The sequence below is a fragment of the Devosia sp. FJ2-5-3 genome (genome assembly GCF_029201545.1).
Lineage (GTDB): Bacteria > Pseudomonadota > Alphaproteobacteria > Rhizobiales > Devosiaceae > Devosia.
In genome coordinates this window covers 166,346-184,694 of record NZ_CP104007.1, presented here as the reverse complement: position 1 = coordinate 184,694, position 18,349 = coordinate 166,346, and the positions used below count along the sequence as shown (strand labels likewise).

Below are 18,349 nucleotides of genomic sequence, written 5' to 3'. Positions count from 1 at the left end.
GGCGCCGAACGCCGGAGGATCCCATGCGCACAGCCAGCATCGCCCGCAAGACCAACGAGACCGAGATTTCCGTCTCGATCAATCTCGACGGCACCGGCAGCCATGCCATGAATACCGGAATCGGCTTTTTCGACCACATGCTGGACCAGCTCTCGCGCCATTCGCTGATCGACATGGAAATCACCTGCCAGGGCGATCTCCACATAGATTTTCACCACACGGTGGAAGATGTCGGCATTGCGCTGGGCCAGGCGATCAAGGAGGCTATCGGCGACAAGAAGGGTATTCGCCGCTACGCCTCCTGCGATTTGCCCATGGACGGCACGCTGACCCGGGCAGCGCTTGATGTGTCGGGCCGCCCCTTCCTCGTCTTCAGGGCCGAATTCTCCCGCGACAAGATCGGCGACATCGACACCGAGCTGTTCCAGGAATTTTTCCAGGCCTTCGCCATCAATGCGGGCATAACGCTCCATATCGAGAACTTCTATTTCGACAACAACCATCATCTGGCCGAGTCGATGTTTAAGGCGGTGGCCCGGGCCCTGCGCGATGCGCTCGAGATCGATCCGCGACAGGCCGACCGGGTGCCATCGACCAAGGGCACGCTCTAGGCCTTTCGTTGGCCGCGCTTTTGCACTAAGTCAGCCCCACAAGCGGATGTCGCCCGGCCCTCGGCCGGAGGCCATCTCGCGATCTCAGGATGGATCCCGGCCTGACGCCGGCATGACATCGAGCATTTGGAGCGTCCCGTGACCCTCTTTGCCCTCTACCAATCCGTGGATGATCCCACCGCGATACCCGAAGTGGTGTCCGAGCGCTTTTCATGGTTTGCGGCCCTGTTGCCACCAATGCATGCGCTGATCCATCGCCATTGGGATTCTATGGGGCTTTTCGTCGTCGGGCTTGGGACCGCTCTGCTCACCGCCCGCTTCATGGGCGGCGATGCAGGCTTCTGGCTCTATGTGCTCATTGCCATTGCGTTTGGTTTTGCCGCGCCGGGGGCCGAACGCCGGGCCCTCCAGCGCCGCAATTTTATCCCGCTGGGCCATCGCCTGGCCGCCGATGCCGATCTCGCCCGCCTTGCCGTCCTGGAGTCCCGCCCATGAGTTCTGTCGCCATCATCGATTATGGCGCGGGCAATCTGCGCTCGGCGGCAAAGGCCTTTGAGCGCGTTGCCGCCTCCCAGACCAATGGTCCGGAGATCATCGTCACCGCCGATCCCGAGATCGTCCGCCGCGCCGAGCGCATCATGCTGCCCGGTGTCGGCGCCTTTGCCGATTGCAAGGCGGGGCTCGATGCCGTGCCGGGCATGGTCGAAATGCTCGAAGAACGCGTCCTCAAGAATGGCACGCCCTTTCTCGGCGTCTGCGTCGGCATGCAGCTGCTCGCCTCCGAAGGCCGCGAGAAGACTGTCACTGCCGGTCTTGGCTGGATCCCCGGCGCGGTCGAGAAAATCACCCCGTCCGACCCGAGCCTGAAAATCCCGCATATGGGCTGGAACACGATATCGATTGTTCGCCCCCATTCCCTGCTCGCGGGCATTCCCGATGGCCCCGCTGGGCTGCATGCCTATTTCGTGCACTCCTATCACATGGTCACCGAGCGCCCGGACACGCTGGTCGCCACCACCGAATATGGTGGCACGGTCACGGCATGTGTCGGTCGCGACAATATTTTCGGGGCGCAGTTCCATCCCGAAAAGAGCCAGGCTCTGGGCCTGAAACTGATCGAGAATTTCCTGGGGTGGACGCCTTAGTTTCATTTGGCGTGATGCCGCCTCTCACGCCGGCCAGACGCCTTCCCCTTGATGGGGGAGGATGGGTGGGGGTGAAGCCCCACGCACGGAGTTGCAAGTTATGATCCTTTTCCCCGCCATCGACCTCAAGGACGGCCAGTGCGTGCGCCTGAAACTGGGCGACATGAACCAGGCCACCGTGTTCAATGACGACCCTGCCGCGCAGGCAAAATCGTTCGAGGACCAGGGGTTTGAATATCTCCACGTCGTCGACCTCAACGGTGCCTTTGCCGGCGAAAGCGTCAATGGCGCGGCGGTGGAAGCCATTCTGAAAAGCGTAAAATTCCCCGTCCAATTGGGCGGCGGCATTCGCAATCTCGGCCATATCGAAGCCTGGCTCGACAAGGGTCTGGCCCGCGTCATTCTCGGTACCGTTGCCGTGCGCGACCCGGCGCTGGTCAAGGAAGCCGCCCGGAAATGGCCCGGCCAGGTCGCCGTCGGCATGGATGCGCGCAAGGGCATGGTGGCGGTTGAAGGCTGGGCGGAAACCTCCGAACTCAGCGTCATCGAGCTCGCCAAGCGGTTTGAAGGCGCTGGGGTTGCGGCCATCATCTACACCGATATCGATCGGGATGGCGTGCTGGCCGGCATCAACTGGGACTCGACGCTCGAGCTGGCCCGCGCCACCACCATCCCGGTGATCGCCTCGGGGGGCCTCGCTTCCATGGCCGATATCGAGCGCATGACCCAGCCTGAATATGCCGTGCTCGAAGGCGCTATTTCCGGTCGTGCTCTTTACGACGGGCGCATTGATTCACGTGAAGCACTGGCGCGGATCAGGGCTGCATGATGGCTGAGCGGCGTCGGGCTTTCCCTCTGCGCTACTATGTCATCATCATGGTGGTGATCATCCTGTTTGCCATCGCGCCGATCATTGCCATCATCGCGGCGGACGCCATTGCCACCGCGCATGGATGCAGCCTCAATGAGGGCGGTGCGAGCGTCTGCATGGTCATGGGGAGCGACTGGAGCGAAGCGCTCTACGCTGCCTTTGTCCTCCCCTGGCTGCTGTTTCTCACCCTGCCTCTGGCGGGCGGCGCCGTGTTGGTCTGGCTGGTCATATTGCTCATTCACTATGTCGCCTGGCGGCGGTCCACAGAGGTTTCGTCATGACACTGAAAACCCGCATCATCCCCTGCCTCGATGTCGCCGGCGGCCGCGTGGTGAAAGGCGTGCAGTTCGTTGATCTCGTCGATGCCGGCGATCCGGTGGAAGCGGCCATGGCCTATGACGCGGCCGGCGCCGACGAGCTAACGTTCCTCGACATCGCCGCAAGCCACGAGGGTCGCGACACGATTTTCGACGTGGTGGCGCGCACCGCCGAACATTGTTTCATGCCGGTGACCGTCGGTGGCGGCGTCCGCAGCATCGAGGACATCCGAAAACTACTGCTGGCCGGCGCCGACAAGGTGGCGATCAATTCGGCAGCGGTGAACGACCCCGATTTCATCGCCCGCGCCGCCGACAAGTTCGGCAATCAGTGCATCGTCGTTTCGGTCGATGCCAAGCAGCGCAGCGATGGCGGTGCGGGCTGGGAGATCTTCACCCATGGCGGCCGCAAACCCACCGGCATTGATGCCGTTGAGTTCGCCCACCGCATGGTCGAGCGCGGCGCCGGCGAATTGCTCGTCACCTCCATGGATCGCGACGGCACCAAATCCGGGTTCGACCTCAAACTCACCCGCGCCATTGCCGACAATGTCGAAGTCCCCGTCATCGCCTCGGGCGGCGTCGGTACGCTACAGCATCTGGTCGAGGGCGTCACCGAAGGCCATGCCAGCGCCGTGCTCGCCGCCTCGATCTTCCACTTCGGCACCTTCACCATTCCCGAGGCCAAGCGCTACATGATCGAGCATGGCATCGACATGCGCATGGACGCGCCGGCGCCGCGCGCCTGAGGGGGCCAGACAAAGGTTGCGGGTGACGCCCGCTGCCTTCCGTGATTTAAGCCACCTCAGACGGTGGGTGAGGAGACCTCTCCGAAATGACGCTCGAAGAACTGGAACAGCGCATCGCGCTGCGCGCTGCTGCTTCGCCTGACGAAAGCTATACGGCCAAGCTCATCTCGCGGGGCATCAACAAGGCCAGCCAGAAGCTGGGCGAGGAAGCCATTGAGGCGGTGATCGCCGCCGTCACCGGGGATCGGGCCGAACTGGTCAAGGAGAGCGCGGATGTGCTTTACCACCTGCTGGTCGTGTTGCGTGCCTCGGGCGTGCCGCTCGCAGAGGTGATGCACGAACTCGACACGCGCACGGCCCAATCCGGCCTCGCCGAAAAAGCCTCGCGGGAGCAAAGCTGATGGCCCGTCGTTCCCCCTCGCTCGATCCCTATCATCACTTCACCATTGCCGAATGGAGCCAGCTGCGCAACGGCCAGCCCATGACGCTGACCCAGAGCGATATCGACAAGCTCCACGGTCTGAACGACCCGATCTCGCTGGAGGAAGCCGAAGAGGTTTACCTGCCGCTGACGCGCTTGCTCTCGCACTATGTCGAGGCCATCCAGGACCTGCACAATGTGGCCTCGCGCTTCCTCAAGAAGCCCGACCATAAAGTGCCGTTCATCATCGGCGTCGCCGGTTCGGTCGCCGTCGGAAAATCGACCACGGCGCGTATCCTGCAGGCGCTTCTGTCGCGTTGGCCCTCGAGCCCGCGCGTCGATCTCGTCACCACGGATGGCTTTCTCTACCCCAATGCCGAATTGGGGCGACGCGGCCTCATGGAGCGCAAGGGTTTTCCCGAAAGCTATGATCGCGCCCGCTTCGTCAATTTCCTCGCCGACATAAAGTCGGGCAAGGAAAAGGTGGCGGTCCCCGTCTATTCCCACCTCGTCTATGACGTGGTCGAGGGCGAGGAAGTCGTCATCGACCGGCCCGATATTCTCATCGTCGAGGGGCTCAATATCCTCCAGCCTGGCGAATTGCCGAGGACCGGCAATCCGATCCTGTTCGCCTCGGACTTCATCGATTTCTCGATCTATATCGACGCCGAGACGGCAGATCTCGAAGACTGGTTCATCGAGCGCTTCTTCCACCTGCGCGAGACCGCGTTCCGCGACCCCAATTCCTTCTTCCGCAAGCTCACGGAAATGAGCGAGGCGGAGGCGGAAGAATTCGGTCGCCAGGTCTGGCGCAGCATCAATCTGCCCAACCTGCTCGAAAACATCCTGCCCACGCGCGGGCGCGCCGATCTGATCCTGAAAAAGGGCAAGGGCCACTTCATCGCCAATGTCAGTTTGCGGCGGGTCTAGGCCGCGGGAGCAAAGCCCACCGGCTCCTGCCCGCGTTCCCGCGCCGCAAGGGAACGGACGATCATAAGCCTGCCTCTCGTGGACGGGGCAGGCCCTAATAGGTTCCCGGCTGCGGCTGGCTCAGCACGATGAGATTGCCGTCGGGGTCGCGCAGTTTCGCCGTCTTGAAAAAATCGCCAATGGCCTTGGCCACGGGCGTGATCCCGAACATTTCGAGCCGGCCCAACTCGTCCGCAATATCGTCGACGATCAGCATGACGACGCTGGCGCCGGCACGGTCTGCATCGGTGGCGACATGAACCCAGCTGCCGCCAGGCAATTTCCATTCGGCCACATCGGCCATGGGACGGGCGTCCGCCGGCCGGCCGAAGAGATATTCATACCAGACAAGGGACTCGCTGAGGCTTTCTACGGCGATACTGGCCAGCGCATTCGTGATGGTCATTCCGGTTCCGTTCAACTTCTTCGTGCCCAGCCTAGTGTTTGTTTCCAATTGTGTCGATTGTGACGCGCAGTTGGCGTCGGCGCGCCGCACTGCTATAGGCGGGGCGACGGCAAGGAGAATTTCGACATGGCTGGATTGCGGACCATTATTGCGGGCGCAGGCGGGCGCATGGGCGCTGCGAATTTAAGAGCAATTGCCGCCCATCCCGGCATGGTTCTGGTCGGCGCTGTCGATCGCCCGGGCACCGCCGCCGTCGGCAAGGATGCGGGCCTGCTGGCCGGGCTGGAAGAACTTGGTGTGGCCGTGAGCGACGACATTTCGGTCCTGCTCGACACTGCAGACGTGGTCATCGATTTTACCGCCCCCGCCGCCAGCGTGGCGTTGGCGCAAAAGGCCGCCGAGCGCGGCCTCGTTCATATCATCGGCACCACCGGTTGCACCGAGGCCGACGATGTGGCCATCGCCGCTGCTGCCGCCGCTGGCGCTCGCATCGTAAAGTCCGGCAACTTCTCGCCCGGCATGGTCGCCTTGACGGCGCTGGTCGAAAAGGCCGCCGCCGCCTTGCCTGACTACGATATCGAAATCCTCGAAATGCATCACAATCTCAAGGTCGACGCCCCCTCGGGCACGGCCCTCATGCTGGGCGAAGCGGCTGCCAAGGGGCGGGACATTTCCCTCAAGGACCATTCGGTCCGTGTCCGCGACGGCCATACCGGCGCGCGCGAAGCCGGCACGATCGGCTTTGCCACGCTGCGCGGCGGCAATGTCATCGGCGATCACATGGTGATCCTTGCCGGCGCGTCGGAGCGCATCGAGCTCACCCACCGCGCCCAGGACCGCACCATCTACGCCAATGGCGCCATTCGCGCCGCGCTCTGGGCTGCCGGCCAGAAGGCCGGCCTCTATTCCATGGCCGATGTGCTCGGCCTCAACGACTAAGGGACAGAAAACAACATGACCGGCACGCTGATCCTGGTCCGCCACGGCCAGAGCGAATGGAACCTCGAAAATCTTTTTACCGGCTGGCGCAATCCCAACCTCACCGAGAAGGGGATCGGGGAAGCCCGTGCCACCGGCCAGGCTTTGAAGGCGGGCGGTTATGCGCCGGACCTGTTCTATACCTCCGCCCTGCGTCGCGCCCAGCACACGCTCGACCTCATCCTCGAGGAGATGGGCATTCTCAATGTCACCATCACCCGCAATATCGCGCTCAATGAACGCGATTATGGTGACCTCTCGGGCCTCAACAAGGACGATGCCCGCGCCAAATGGGGTGAGGAGCAAGTCCATATCTGGCGCCGTTCCTTCGACGTGCCGCCTCCGGGCGGTGAAAGCCTCAAGGACACGGCAGAGCGCACCCTGCCCTATTACGAAGCCGAAATCCTGCCCCAGCTCAAGGCTGGCAAGACGGTCCTGATTGCGGCCCACGGCAATTCGCTGCGCGCCCTCGTCATGGCCATCGAGGGCCTGACCCCCGACGAAATCCTCGCCCGCGAAATCGGCACCGGCGAACCCACGGTCTACAAGATCGGCCCGGACGGCAAGCTGGTCGAGCGGGTCCTGCTGTAAGGTTTCTTGGCCCAGGCACCCCCACCTAACCTCCCCCTGAAAAAAGGGGAGGAATGGGCCGGTGGCTCTCCAACATCGCAACACGCTCGATCAGTCCCTCCCCCTTCTCCAGGGGGAGGCTAGGTGGGGGTCTCTTCCCCAAGGATTCACGTGAAACTTCGACCCGTCCCGCAGGGCAAAAGGCGCCAGTGGCGCCATTTGAGGGGAGAAGGCCATGAGAGCTACGCTCGAATGGCAGGAGGCCTTGGATGAAGCGAATGGCGCGCTAGAGCATTTCACCGCGTCGTTGACGCGATGAAATCACTCTAAGTCCTTGTTTGTCGCATTTCCGAACCGGAAAAGTGGTGTCCACTTTTCCTGGAAACGCTCTAGTGCGCCGCCGAGACCACCCCGGCTTCCCATCCGAGGATGGCCCGTTTTCGCGGGACGCCCCAATGGTACCCCGTCAACGCGCCCGATGTACCCACGACCCTGTGGCAGGGCACGACAAAGCTGATCGGGTTCTTCCCCACGGCTGCCCCCACCGCCCGAGACGCGGTCGGCCGACCGATGGATCTTGCGACGTCGGCATAGGTGGTCGCCTGTCCCATGGGGATCTTCAGCAAGCGGTCCCACACCTGCACCTCGAAATCGGTGCCGATCAGCACGACGCGCACGGGGTGTTGATCCGCCCAGCGCCCCGGTTCGAACACCTGTCCCACAAGCGGGGCAATCCGCGCATCGTCGCGGACGAAGCGGGCATTGGGCCAGCGATTGGCGAGGTCGGCAAATGCGGCTTCGATGCTGGTGTCCGCATCGGCAAAGCCGAGGCCGGAAATGCCATATTCGGTCGCCGTCACCACCGCCGTGCCGAAAGGCGATGGTGCCGCCCCCCAGACCATGTCGAGCCCTGCCCCGCCGGCCCGGAACAAGCCGGGAGGCATGGCTTCATAGGTGACGAACAGATCGTGCAGCCGGGACGTCGAGCTGAGGCCCACCTCATAGGTGGTATCGAGGACGCTGGCCTTGTTCCGGAGCAATGATTTAGCGTGGTCGAGCGCCACTGCCTGCGCAAAACTTTTCGGGCTGAGGCCGCACCAGCGTCGGAAAAGCTCGGTCAGCTGTCGTTCACTCATGCCCAGGGCGCGGGAGAAGGCCGCCAGATCGGTAGCGTCAGGGCCGTTCTCGCTGAGATAGCGGATGGCGGCGCGGATAATGTCGTAGTCGTCCTGCGGGACGAGCTTGGCGAGCTGGTTCATGGCCTGGCCCTTCATCGATCAATCTGTCGCTGTTCTAGGACCGTAGTGCCGGGGAGGCGACCCGGTTTTGACCATCAGGCGCTTTGGCGGGCGCGGCGGAGGGCGCGGCCGAATTCCCGCGCAAAGCTCGACTTGTCGTCAGGCGCGAGGAAGGCACCAAGCTCGACCTCTTCGGCGCCATGGCGCAGATGCATGGCGGTTGTCCGCTCATTGTCGTCGCGCGTCAGAACCAGCCGCACGTCACGCGGCGAGAACCGGCGCAGGACGCGTTCATGCCCGGGTCCGCGCAGGGTAATTTCGATCTGGTCGGCCCAGACGATGATCTGCTGGGAAACCCGGTCCCGTCGCGCCTGCCGCAGGCTGAGCCCCACCAGTCCGCCGACTGCAAGCGCGAAGGCGGCCAGCCCGGGAACCAGAAATTCCGGAACGGCAATGAGGAAGGGAACGGATACGATGGCGGCGATAACAAGGGATACCCAGCCGCCCGTGGCCCGCAGCGACCGGTCGGGTCGCAGCGTGGCGGAAAAGAGCGGCGTGGTGGTTGTGGCTTGCATCGGCATGGCGGTCTCTCCAAGAACTATTGGCAGAGATTCGAAGGCGAGAGAATGGCAACCGCGAAAAAAGTTAAGAAATTGGGCCGGGCCGACGCCGAGGCCATCTTTACCCGCTTTCATGAGATCGAGCCCGAGCCCAAGGGCGAGCTCGATTACGTCAATGCCTATACGCTTCTCGTCGCGGTGGTCCTGTCTGCCCAGGCTACCGATGTGGGGGTAAATCGCGCCACGAAGAATTTGTTCCAGATTGCTCCCACCCCGGCTGCAATGGTTGCTCTGGGCGTGGAAGGCATCGAAAACGAGATCAAGACGATCGGCCTCTTCCGCAACAAGGCCAAGTTCGTTTTTGCGCTGTCACAGCAATTGATCGAAAAGCATGGCGGGGAAGTGCCGGACGATCGCGAGGCCCTGGAAGCCCTGCCCGGCGTGGGACGGAAAACCGCCAATGTGGTGCTCAATATCTTCTTCAAGCAGCCCACCATCGCGGTGGATACCCATCTCTTCCGCGTCAGCAATCGCACCGGTCTCGCCCCCGGCGCCACCCCGCTGGCGGTGGAGCTGGCGCTGCAAAAGCAGGTGCCGGAGCGCTTCATGCTCCACGCCCATCATTGGCTGATCCTGCATGGCCGTTACATCTGCAAGGCGCGCAAGCCCGAGTGCTGGCGCTGCCCGATTGCCCAATGGTGCCGCTTCGAGCCGAAGACGGAAAATCCGGCCCGCAGCTAGCGCGGTTCAGGCCCCATAGCCGCGCGCCATCGCGGCGGCAAAGATCGGGATGAAGAGCAAGGCCACGGCCTGGAGGTGCACATAGCGCCGCGCACTGACGATCTCGGCCGTCGACGGCGCAATGTCCCCCGCCTTGAGCCAGCGGCGAATGGCAAGGGTTGGCGGAATGGTCAGGATGCCCATGAGGGTGAAGGCGGCCATCTTGGCCCAGAAGGCCCAATTGCCGAGATAATAGGAGGGGTCACCGGTCCCCAGCCAGACCCGCACTATGCCCACGATGATGACGAGCGTGGCGATACCACCATAGGCGGCGTCGATGCGGGATAGTCCCGGCAATTGCGCTGGCGTCAGCCCGGGGCGGATGAGCGTGAACTCGGCCGCAAAGATGCCAGCCAGCGAGAACACGGCAATATGGTGGGCGCAGGCGAGGATAAGGCTCCAGTCCATTTGCGTCCCTCGGCTCCGGATGTTATCGATGCTCACATCTAGTCATGCCATGTAAGCGATGTCAACTTTAGCCAATAGCCCCTATCATCACGGCAATCTGCGGCAGGTTCTGCTCGAAACGGCCCTCTCCATTCTGGCCCGTGAAGGCGAGGCCGGCCTGGGCCTGCGCGACTTGGCCCGAGCGGTCGGCGTTTCCGCTGCCGCCCCCTATCGCCATTTCGACAGCCGGGCGGCGCTCCTCGAAGCCCTCGCCGTCACCGGCTTCCAGCGCTTTGCCGCGCGCATGCGGGAGGTGATCGACAGCCAGCCCGAAGATGTTCTTGCAGCCATGGGCAAGACCTATGTGGTCTTTGCCCTGCAGAACCCGAACCTTTTCCGGCTGATGTTCTCGCCGCAGTTGAAAAAGGATGCCCGCCCCGGCCTGCGCATGGCCGCCGACGCCGCCTTCGAGACACTGCGCGAAGCGGTGGGCGGCGAAGATGCGGCGGCGCGAACCCGGACCCTTGCCGCTTGGGCCAAGGTCCATGGCCTTGCCGTACTGCTGCTCGATGGGCAGATCGCCATCCGCGCCGGCGAGGATACCGAGACCCTGATTGCCCGGATCATCGAGAGCCTGTGACCTCATGGCCGCCGGCATGACGGGCGAAAACATTGCCCGTCCTTGCGCCTTGGGCTAAACCGGCCGGCGGCCCCGCGCAATTTCACGGAAAAACTCTTCATGACCCAGACCCGCTTCGATGTTCTCACCATCGGCAATGCGATCGTCGACATCATCGCTCCCGTCGAGGCGGGCTTCATCGAACGCGAAGGTATGCAAGAGGGCATCATGCACCTGATCGACACCGATCGGGCCGAAGAGCTCTATTCCAAGATGCCGTTGAGCCGGCAGCAGATCTCGGGCGGTTCGGCTGCCAATACGGCGGCGGGCGTCGCCTCGCTGGGTGGCCGCGCCGCCTTTGTCGGCAAGGTGGCCGATGACGTCCTGGGCGATGTGTTCGACAGCGATCTTTCGGCGGTCGGCGTCCACTATTCCACTTCGCGCCTCAAGAACGGCGCGTTGACGGCCCGCTCCATGATCTTCCTCTCCGAGGATGGCGAGCGCACCATGAACACCTATCTCGGCGCCTGCCACCAGCTCACCGAAGCCGATATCCGCCCCGACGATATCGGCGGCGCCGCCATCACCTATATGGAAGGCTTCCTCTGGGACCCGGTCGAGGCCAAGAAGGCTTTCGTGCTTGCCGCGCACTATGCCCATAAGCATGAGCGCGCCGCCGCCTTCACCCTCTCCGATCCGTTCTGCGTCGATCGCTTCCGCCCCGAATTCCTCGATCTCATCCGCTCGAAAACCGTCGACTACGTCTTTGCCAATGTCCATGAGCTGAAATCGCTCTACGAGACCGACGATCTCGGCGAAGCCGTGCGCGCCATCGCCCAGGATGCCGAACTGGCCGCCATCACCATGGGCGCCGAGGGCGCCATGGCTGTCTACAATGGCGAAGTGGTTTCTGTTCCGGCCTTTCCGGTCGACAAGGTGGTCGATGCCACCGGCGCGGGCGATCTGTTCGCCGCCGGGTTCCTGCTCGGCATGGCGCGCGGCCAGAACCTCGAATCATCGCTCAAGACCGGGTGCCTCGCCGCATCCGAAGTGATTTCCCACATCGGCGCCCGCCCCCAGCTCGATCTGGCCGACCTCTCCCGCCAGCACGGGCTGGCTGGCTAGTGATTGGGTTTTTGAGAGAAAACCCCCACCCGGCCTCCCCCTGATAGGGGGAGGAGAAGAATTTGTGGCTCCCAGACCACCCCACACACTCGATCCGTCCCTCCCCCTATCAGGGGGAGGCTAGGAGGGGGTATCCCCACTTCCCCAGAAATTACCCCAGAATATCCCGGCTCATGATCCGCTGTACGCCTGCTTCGGCCAGATCCGCCCAGGCTTTGTCCAGCGATCCCCCATTGTCGATGGCACGGGTGGCGTCTTCGATGATGGTGACGTCATAGCCTGCCGCCGCCCCGTCGAGTGCCGTCCAGGCGACGCAGAAATCGGTGGCGAGCCCGACGATATAGAGCCGGCCGGCTTCCCGTTCGCCGAGATAGCCGGCAAGCCCGGTCACCGTCTCGCGGTCCGCCTCCTGGAAGCCCGAATAGCTGTCGATGCCGCGCCGAAACCCCTTGCGGATGATGAGTTGGGCGTGGGCGATGTCGAGGTCTCCGCTGATTTCGGCTCCGCGTGTGTTCCAGACGCAGTGGTCGGGCCACAGCACCTGCGTGCCATAATCGAGTTCGATGGTTTCGAAGGGCGCCTTGCCGGTGTGCTGGCTGGCAAAGGAAATGTGGTCCTTCGGATGCCAGTCCTGGGTCAGCACCACATTGGTGAACTTCTTCGCCAGCGCGTTCACCAGCGGGACGATCTCGTCGCCATGCGCCACAGCGAGATTGCCTCCCGGCAGGAAATCATACTGCACATCGACGACAATGAGGAAATCATTGGGAGCAATGGCGAGGGTCATGGCGGCGTCCTTATGCTTTGATCCAATTGGCGCGGATGAGACCGCGCACGGAATTGCCGAGATAGAGTGCATCCGCCGTCTCGAGATCGGCAAGCCTGAGAACCGCCTCTTCGGCGCGGCCAGTGGCGATGAGTTCGGCCCGCAGCGTCCCCGGCAAGAGGCCTGACGAAAGCGCCGGGGTATAGAGCCGGCCGTTCTTCTCGATAAAGAGATTGGTGATCGAGCCTTCGGCCAGCTCATCCCGTTCATTGAGGAAAACCACCTCGTCCACCGCCAGGCGCTGCTGTGCTTCCTGGCGCGGAAGATCATAAAAATCGCGGTTCGTCGTCTTGTGCGCCAGCCAGAGCGAACGCGAATCGAGTTTTTGCGGCGCGATGGCGAACCGGAAAACTTCCGGGTTTTCCGGCAGCGGCACGGCGGTGAGTTCGGACCCCGCCTCGACCAGCGTGAGGCGCACGCGCATGGCCTGGCTCCAGTCCGCGGCCGCCGTTTCCAGTTTTGCTGCGATGGCGTCGCGATCAAACGCAAGGTCGAAATAGGCGGCGGAATCGCCCAGGCGGTCGAGATGCCGCTCAACTAGCCAAAACCCCTCCTCCGGCGTCCATTTCAGCGTTTCGATTAAGGTGACAGCTTCGGCAGGCTGGGACAGGAACTTCAATTTGAGCAGCGCTTCCTCATATTCGGCCTCGGCAATGCTGTCGGCAACGATGCCGCCGCCAATGCCGATCTCACCCTTGCCCGCTGCGTCGATGATTGCGGTGCGAATGGCGACATTGAAGGCAAAATCCCCATTGGGGGCAATATAGCCAATGGACCCGGTATAAAGGCCGCGCGGTCCGGCCTCGAGATCCCGGATGATCTCCATGGCCCGGATTTTCGGTGCGCCAGTGATGGAACCGCAGGGGAAAAGATTTTCCAGCACCTCGACCAGGCCCACATCTGCTCTCTTCCGCGCCTCGATGCCCGAAACCATGGTGTGGAGGCTCCGATAGGTCTCGACGGTAAAAAGGTCGGTCACCTTCACCGACCCCATTGCCGCGATCCGCGAGAGGTCATTGCGCAGGAGATCAACGATCATCAGATTTTCGGCGCGGTTCTTTTCGTCGCCGGCCAGCGCAGCGCGCCCGGCACGATCTTCGGCAAGCGTCCGCCCGCGTTTCAGCGTCCCCTTCATCGGCCGCGCCTTGAGCACTTCCCCCGTGCCGGACACGAAGAGTTCCGGCGAGCGGGAAAGTATCTTGTGGTCTCCGGCGTCGATAAAGGCGCCATAGGCGACCTTCTGGCTCTGGGCCAGGGTCCGGTAGAGCCCAAGCGCCTCGCCCTCGAGCGCAAAACCCGCCTTGAGCGTCAGATTGACCTGATAGATATCCCCCGCCGCGATCAGTGTCTTTGCCGCCGCGAAAGCCCGCGCATAGGCCGGAAAATCGAGCATCGGCGCAATATTTCGCGCCGCGCCGTCGCCGCCGCCTGAGAGCAGCGCATTCACCTCCTGGGCCGACAGCGCTAATGGCGCATCGTAAAGGCCGAACCAAAGGAGCGGCGTTCTGGTCTCTCCGGGCAAGAAGGCCTCAAGGCGCTCTTCGAACAGGAAACCCAGCTCATAGGCGAGATAGCCGGCCGCCCAGAGGCCTTCGCGGCCGGCAGCGGCGATGCGCCTGAGCGCAGTGCGCGCACTTGCCGCATCATGGGCGACAACAAGCTCGCGCGGCTCTGCAAACAGCAGGCTTTTCGCGTGTGGGGTCAGATTGTCGTGGAGCAGCACGCTCGCGGGGGTCAACATGGGGTCTATTTAGCCGGATTTACCGTGACGGGAAGCCGTTCACGCGCCCTCTTGGCTAGAATTTTGCGGCATGCCAGAAAGCGTCGCTCTGGCGCAGGTGCGCCAGATATGAGGGTTACTTCCATGACAATCAAATTTTGGGGCGCATTTGCCGCCCTGGCGCTCGGCGCCAGCTTTTCCGTGGCACAGGCACAAGCCCAGGATGTTGAGTTCTCGCTGATCAACAACAGCTCGCATACGCTGACCTATCTCTATGTCGCGCCGAGCAATACCGAGGAATGGGGCGACGATCTCCTGGGCGACAGCGGCATCCTGGAAGCCGGTTATGAAGCCACCGTCTTTATCGGTGATGGTTCGGACCAGTGCCTTTATGATCTGCGTTTCGAAACCGCCGAAGGCGCCGAACTGGACGTCTTCGAAGTCGATATCTGCGCACTCAACAGCTACACGCTGACCGACTGATTTGGCCCGGCGCTGCCTTTGTCGGGCAGCGCCACCCCAATGAAGGGGAAATCTGCTGCGACACGCGCTTGAAGCCCCAAGCGCACCCCCCTATATACGCCGCAGGCCCGGCGACGGGCGATTTTCAAACCTACGAGGGACCCGACCCCCTTTAGGACACGAAGCTGCTTTCGATTGAGAGGGCTTCGCACAGGGTTCGCTGAAAGAGAGGCTTATACAATGGCAAAAGTTATCGGTATCGACCTGGGCACGACCAATAGCTGCGTTGCCGTCATGGACGGCGCCAACCCCAAGGTCATCGAAAATGCTGAAGGCGCCCGGACGACACCGTCCATGGTTGCCTTTTCCAAGGATGGCGAGCGCCTGATTGGCCAGCCGGCCAAGCGCCAGGCCGTTACCAATCCCGAAGGCACGCTGTTTGCAGTCAAGCGCCTGATCGGTCGTCGCTATGACGACAAGGTCGTGGCCAAGGACAAGAATCTCGTTCCGTTCAAGATCGTGGCCGCCGACAATGGCGATGCCTGGGTCGAAGCATCGGGCGACAAATATTCGCCGAGCCAGGTCTCGGCCATGATCCTGCAGAAGATGAAGGAAACCGCCGAAGCCTATCTCGGCGAGACCGTCACGCAGGCCGTCATCACCGTTCCGGCCTATTTCAATGACAGCCAGCGCCAGGCGACCAAGGATGCGGGCAAGATTGCCGGTCTTGAGGTGCTGCGCATCATCAACGAGCCGACCGCTGCCGCGCTCGCCTATGGCCTCGACAAGAAGAACACCGGCACCATCGCGGTTTATGACCTTGGCGGCGGTACCTTCGACGTGTCCATCCTCGAAATCGGCGATGGCGTGTTCGAAGTGAAGTCCACCAATGGCGACACCTTCCTCGGTGGCGAAGACTTCGACATGCGCCTCGTCGACTACCTCGCCGACGAGTTCAAGAAGGAGCAGGGCATCGACCTGCGCTCCGACAAGCTCGCCCTGCAGCGCCTCAAGGAAGCTGCCGAAAAGGCCAAGATCGAGCTCTCGAGCGCGACCCAGACCGAAATCAACCTGCCCTTCATCACCGCTGATGCCTCCGGTCCAAAGCACCTGACGCTCAAGCTGACCCGCTCCAAGCTAGAAGCGCTGGTCGATGATCTCATCGCCCGCACCATCGAGCCGTGCAAGCAGGCCATGAAGGATGCCGGCGTCTCGGCCAGCCAGATCGACGAAGTCGTGCTGGTGGGTGGCATGAGCCGCATGCCCAAGGTCCAGGAAGCGGTCAAGCAGCTCTTCGGCAAGGAACCCCACAAGGGCGTCAACCCTGACGAAGTCGTGGCTCTCGGCGCTGCCATCCAGGGCGGCGTGCTCCAGGGCGACGTCAAGGACGTGCTGCTGCTCGACGTGACCCCGCTCTCGCTTGGCATCGAAACGCTGGGCGGCGTCTTCACCCGTCTGATCGATCGCAACACCACGATCCCGACCAAGAAGAGCCAGACCTTCTCGACCGCCGAGGACAATCAGTCGGCCGTGACCATCCGCGTGTTCCAGGGTGAACGCGAAATGGCTGCGGACAACAAGCTGCTCGGCAATTTCGACCTCGCCGGTATTCCGCCCGCACCGCGTGGCGTGCCGCAGATCGAAGTGACCTTCGATATCGACGCCAACGGCATCGTCAACGTCTCGGCCAAGGACAAGGGCACCGGCAAGGAGCAGCAGATCCGCATCCAGGCCTCCGGTGGTCTCTCCGACGCCGACATCGAGAAGATGGTCAAGGAAGCCGAGGCCAACGCCGAATCGGACAAGAAGAAGCGCGAAGCCGTCGAAGCCAAGAACCAGGGCGAGTCGCTGATCCACTCGACCGAAAAGTCCCTCAAGGACTATGGCGACAAGGTTTCGGCCGAGGACAAGACCGCGATCGAAACCGCGATCACCGACCTCAAGGCCGTGATCGATGGCGACGATGCCGAACTGATCAAGGAAAAGACCTCGGCGCTTGCCGAAGCCTCGATGAAGCTCGGCGAAGCCATGTACAAGGCAAGCCAGGCCGAAGCCGAGGCCAAGGCCAACGGCACCGCCGATGACGAAGACGACGACGTCGTCGACGCCGACTTCGAAGAGGTCAAGGACGAAGACAAGAAGTAATTCCTGTCCGCCTTTTGAGTTGGGCCCGGTGGAAACCGGGCCCTTTCTTGTTCCTCGACACCTGCAAACGTTCCACGTGAATCATTGCCAGTGGGTCAGCGCCGTTGCCCCATTGCGGAGCGCTTGCTAAAGCAGCACCATCAAAGCTGCCGCCTTGGCCCCTTGCAGCGGGCTGGCATGATTGCCATGTAGGGCGGAACAAAATGCAAGCCCTGAGCAGGGCGCGCGGATCGACGCGACCTGACTGTTGGAGACGATACTTGTCCAAACGCGACTTTTACGAGGTTCTCGGCTGCCAGAAGGGCGCCGACGAGGCGGCGCTGAAGAGCGCCTATCGCAAGCTCGCAATGCAGTTTCACCCCGATCGCAATCCGGGGAATTCTGAAGCGGAAGGCAAGTTCAAGGAAATCAGCGAAGCCTATGACACGCTGAAAGACCCGCAAAAGCGAGCTGCCTATGACCGCTTCGGCCATGCTGCGTTCGAAAATGGCGGCGCCCGCGGCGGGCACGGCTTCGGGCCGGAGTTTTCCTCCTCCATGTCCGATATTTTCGAGGACATTTTCGGCGACTTCATGGGCGGCAGCAATGGCCGGCGCGGTGGCGGCGGCGCGTCCAAGCTGCGCGGCTCGGATTTGCGCTACAATCTCGAGATTTCGCTCGAAGAGAGCTTTGAGGGCCGCACCGTCGAAATCGACGTGCCCTCACTTGTCGGCTGCGACACCTGCGAAGGCACGGGCGCAAAGCCCGGCACCGGCACCCATAATTGCCGCCAGTGCAATGGCCATGGCAAGGTCCGCGCCGCCCAGGGCTTTTTCACCATCGAGCGCACCTGCCCGGTCTGCCAGGGCCGTGGCGTGATGATGGACCAGCCCTGCACCGATTGCGGTGGCCAGGGCCGCCGCCAGCAGAATCGCAAACTCTCGGTCGATATCCCCAAGGGCATTGAGGACGGCACCCGCATTCGTCTCGCCAATGAGGGCGAGGCCGGGGTCCGCGGTGGCCCGCCGGGCGATCTCTACATCTTCATTTCCATCAAGCCGCATAGCCTCTTCCAGCGCGATGGCGCCGATCTTTATGCGCGCGTGCCCATTGCCATGACCACGGCGGCGCTTGGTGGCGAGTTCGAAGTCCCAACCCTCGATAATGCCCGCGCCAAGGTAAAGGTGCCGGCCGGCACCCAGCCGGGCCAGCGCGTGCGCCTCAAGGGCAAGGGCATGCCAGTGCTTCGTTCCAAGGATGTCGGCGATCTCTACGTCCAGCTCGACATCGAGACCCCGCAAAACCTCAGCCGCAAGCAGCGCGATCTGCTCGAGGAATTTGCCCGTCTCGAAACCGAAGAGACGAGCCCCGCCTCCGGTGGCTTCTTCGACAAACTCAAGAAAATGTTTGAGGCTTGAGCCCGGCGCTTTGCGCCAAATCGCTCCGGTGGAGCGATTTTAGGGCTCAAGAC

The 18,349-nt window shown here is 62.6% G+C and carries 22 protein-coding genes; 16 read left to right on the top strand and 6 right to left on the bottom strand.

Annotated features, from left to right (window positions below):
- Positions 1–23: 23 nt before the first annotated feature.
- From hisB to coaA, 8 genes are all read left to right on the top strand, one after another.
- Entirely contained in the window at positions 24–611 is a 588-nt protein-coding gene (gene hisB / locus N0P34_RS00925) for an imidazoleglycerol-phosphate dehydratase HisB (protein WP_275605154.1), read from the top strand.
- A gap of 138 nt (positions 612–749) precedes the next feature.
- Positions 750–1,106 carry a DUF2628 domain-containing protein gene (locus N0P34_RS00920; protein WP_275605153.1) on the top strand — a complete coding sequence of 119 codons (357 nt, stop codon included), beginning with the start codon at positions 750–752 and terminating at the stop codon, positions 1,104–1,106.
- A complete protein-coding gene (hisH, locus tag N0P34_RS00915) occupies positions 1,103–1,756 on the top strand; it encodes an imidazole glycerol phosphate synthase subunit HisH (protein ID WP_275605152.1) in 654 nt (217 codons plus the stop codon). The genes N0P34_RS00920 and hisH overlap by 4 nt, the downstream gene beginning before the upstream one ends.
- A 100-nt stretch (positions 1,757–1,856) precedes the next feature.
- Positions 1,857–2,585 (top strand): 1-(5-phosphoribosyl)-5-[(5-phosphoribosylamino)methylideneamino]imidazole-4-carboxamide isomerase, encoded by a 729-nt coding sequence (gene hisA, locus N0P34_RS00910; RefSeq protein WP_275605151.1) that lies wholly within the window; start codon positions 1,857–1,859, stop codon positions 2,583–2,585.
- The gene (locus tag N0P34_RS00905) at positions 2,582–2,908 is read left to right on the top strand and encodes a hypothetical protein (RefSeq protein ID WP_275605150.1); all 327 of its coding nucleotides are present in this window, start codon (positions 2,582–2,584) and stop codon (positions 2,906–2,908) included. The genes hisA and N0P34_RS00905 overlap by 4 nt, the downstream gene beginning before the upstream one ends.
- Complete coding sequence (gene hisF / locus N0P34_RS00900; RefSeq protein ID WP_275605149.1) at positions 2,905–3,693, top strand: imidazole glycerol phosphate synthase subunit HisF; 789 nt, start codon at positions 2,905–2,907, stop codon at positions 3,691–3,693. The genes N0P34_RS00905 and hisF overlap by 4 nt, the downstream gene beginning before the upstream one ends.
- 86 nt (positions 3,694–3,779) lie before the next feature.
- Positions 3,780–4,094, top strand: coding sequence for a phosphoribosyl-ATP diphosphatase (locus tag N0P34_RS00895; RefSeq protein ID WP_275605148.1), 315 nt, complete (start codon positions 3,780–3,782; stop codon positions 4,092–4,094).
- Positions 4,094–5,044, top strand: coding sequence for a type I pantothenate kinase (coaA, locus tag N0P34_RS00890; protein WP_275605147.1), 951 nt, complete (start codon positions 4,094–4,096; stop codon positions 5,042–5,044). Before N0P34_RS00895 ends, coaA begins: the two co-directional genes overlap by 1 nt.
- 94 nt (positions 5,045–5,138) lie before the next feature.
- Here coaA and N0P34_RS00885 read toward each other — a convergent pair whose 3' ends face one another.
- Positions 5,139–5,489: a VOC family protein gene (locus tag N0P34_RS00885; protein WP_275605146.1), complete on the bottom strand. Its 351-nt coding sequence runs from the start codon at positions 5,487–5,489 to the stop codon at positions 5,139–5,141.
- Between the two features lie 126 nt (positions 5,490–5,615).
- Between N0P34_RS00885 and dapB the strand changes: the two genes are divergently transcribed.
- Both dapB and N0P34_RS00875 read left to right on the top strand, forming a co-directional pair.
- The gene (dapB, locus tag N0P34_RS00880) at positions 5,616–6,428 is read left to right on the top strand and encodes a 4-hydroxy-tetrahydrodipicolinate reductase (RefSeq protein ID WP_275605145.1); all 813 of its coding nucleotides are present in this window, start codon (positions 5,616–5,618) and stop codon (positions 6,426–6,428) included.
- 15 nt (positions 6,429–6,443) lie between these two features.
- A complete protein-coding gene (locus tag N0P34_RS00875; protein ID WP_275605144.1) occupies positions 6,444–7,058 on the top strand; it encodes a 2,3-bisphosphoglycerate-dependent phosphoglycerate mutase in 615 nt (204 codons plus the stop codon).
- A gap of 368 nt (positions 7,059–7,426) precedes the next feature.
- On the opposite strand, the gene N0P34_RS00870 is transcribed toward N0P34_RS00875, so the two are convergent.
- Together N0P34_RS00870 and N0P34_RS00865 are read right to left on the bottom strand one after the other, a co-directional pair.
- Positions 7,427–8,296 (bottom strand): bifunctional helix-turn-helix domain-containing protein/methylated-DNA--[protein]-cysteine S-methyltransferase, encoded by an 870-nt coding sequence (locus tag N0P34_RS00870; protein ID WP_275605143.1) that lies wholly within the window; start codon positions 8,294–8,296, stop codon positions 7,427–7,429.
- Positions 8,297–8,370: 74 nt separating this feature from the next.
- Positions 8,371–8,856, bottom strand: a complete 486-nt coding sequence (locus N0P34_RS00865; protein ID WP_275605142.1) for a DUF2244 domain-containing protein — start codon at positions 8,854–8,856, stop codon at positions 8,371–8,373.
- 45 nt (positions 8,857–8,901) lie between these two features.
- Here N0P34_RS00865 and nth point away from each other — a divergent pair, with 45 nt between their 5' ends.
- Positions 8,902–9,576, top strand: a complete 675-nt coding sequence (gene nth / locus N0P34_RS00860; protein ID WP_275605141.1) for an endonuclease III — start codon at positions 8,902–8,904, stop codon at positions 9,574–9,576.
- Positions 9,577–9,582: 6 nt separating this feature from the next.
- Here the strand turns inward: nth and N0P34_RS00855 are convergent, their stop codons facing one another.
- Complete coding sequence (locus N0P34_RS00855) at positions 9,583–10,023, bottom strand: DUF2214 family protein (protein ID WP_275605140.1); 441 nt, start codon at positions 10,021–10,023, stop codon at positions 9,583–9,585.
- A gap of 58 nt (positions 10,024–10,081) precedes the next feature.
- On the opposite strand from N0P34_RS00855, the gene N0P34_RS00850 reads away from it, so the two are divergent.
- Entirely contained in the window at positions 10,082–10,642 is a 561-nt protein-coding gene (locus N0P34_RS00850; RefSeq protein ID WP_275605139.1) for a TetR/AcrR family transcriptional regulator, read from the top strand.
- A gap of 99 nt (positions 10,643–10,741) precedes the next feature.
- Complete coding sequence (locus tag N0P34_RS00845; protein ID WP_275605138.1) at positions 10,742–11,746, top strand: adenosine kinase; 1,005 nt, start codon at positions 10,742–10,744, stop codon at positions 11,744–11,746.
- 151 nt (positions 11,747–11,897) lie between these two features.
- Here N0P34_RS00845 and N0P34_RS00840 read toward each other — a convergent pair whose 3' ends face one another.
- Both N0P34_RS00840 and pabB read right to left on the bottom strand, forming a co-directional pair.
- Entirely contained in the window at positions 11,898–12,533 is a 636-nt protein-coding gene (locus N0P34_RS00840; RefSeq protein ID WP_275605137.1) for a nicotinamidase, read from the bottom strand.
- Positions 12,534–12,543: 10 nt separating this feature from the next.
- Positions 12,544–14,313, bottom strand: coding sequence for an aminodeoxychorismate synthase component I (gene pabB / locus N0P34_RS00835; RefSeq protein ID WP_275605136.1), 1,770 nt, complete (start codon positions 14,311–14,313; stop codon positions 12,544–12,546).
- Positions 14,314–14,436: 123 nt separating this feature from the next.
- Between pabB and N0P34_RS00830 the strand changes: the two genes are divergently transcribed.
- From N0P34_RS00830 to dnaJ, 3 genes are all read left to right on the top strand, one after another.
- On the top strand, positions 14,437–14,775 hold the full coding sequence (locus N0P34_RS00830; protein ID WP_275605135.1) for a hypothetical protein: 339 nt from the start codon (positions 14,437–14,439) through the stop codon (positions 14,773–14,775).
- Between the two features lie 219 nt (positions 14,776–14,994).
- A complete protein-coding gene (dnaK, locus tag N0P34_RS00825; protein WP_275605134.1) occupies positions 14,995–16,899 on the top strand; it encodes a molecular chaperone DnaK in 1,905 nt (634 codons plus the stop codon).
- Between the two features lie 260 nt (positions 16,900–17,159).
- A complete protein-coding gene (dnaJ, locus tag N0P34_RS00820; RefSeq protein ID WP_275605133.1) occupies positions 17,160–18,296 on the top strand; it encodes a molecular chaperone DnaJ in 1,137 nt (378 codons plus the stop codon).
- Positions 18,297–18,349: the final 53 nt, after the last annotated feature.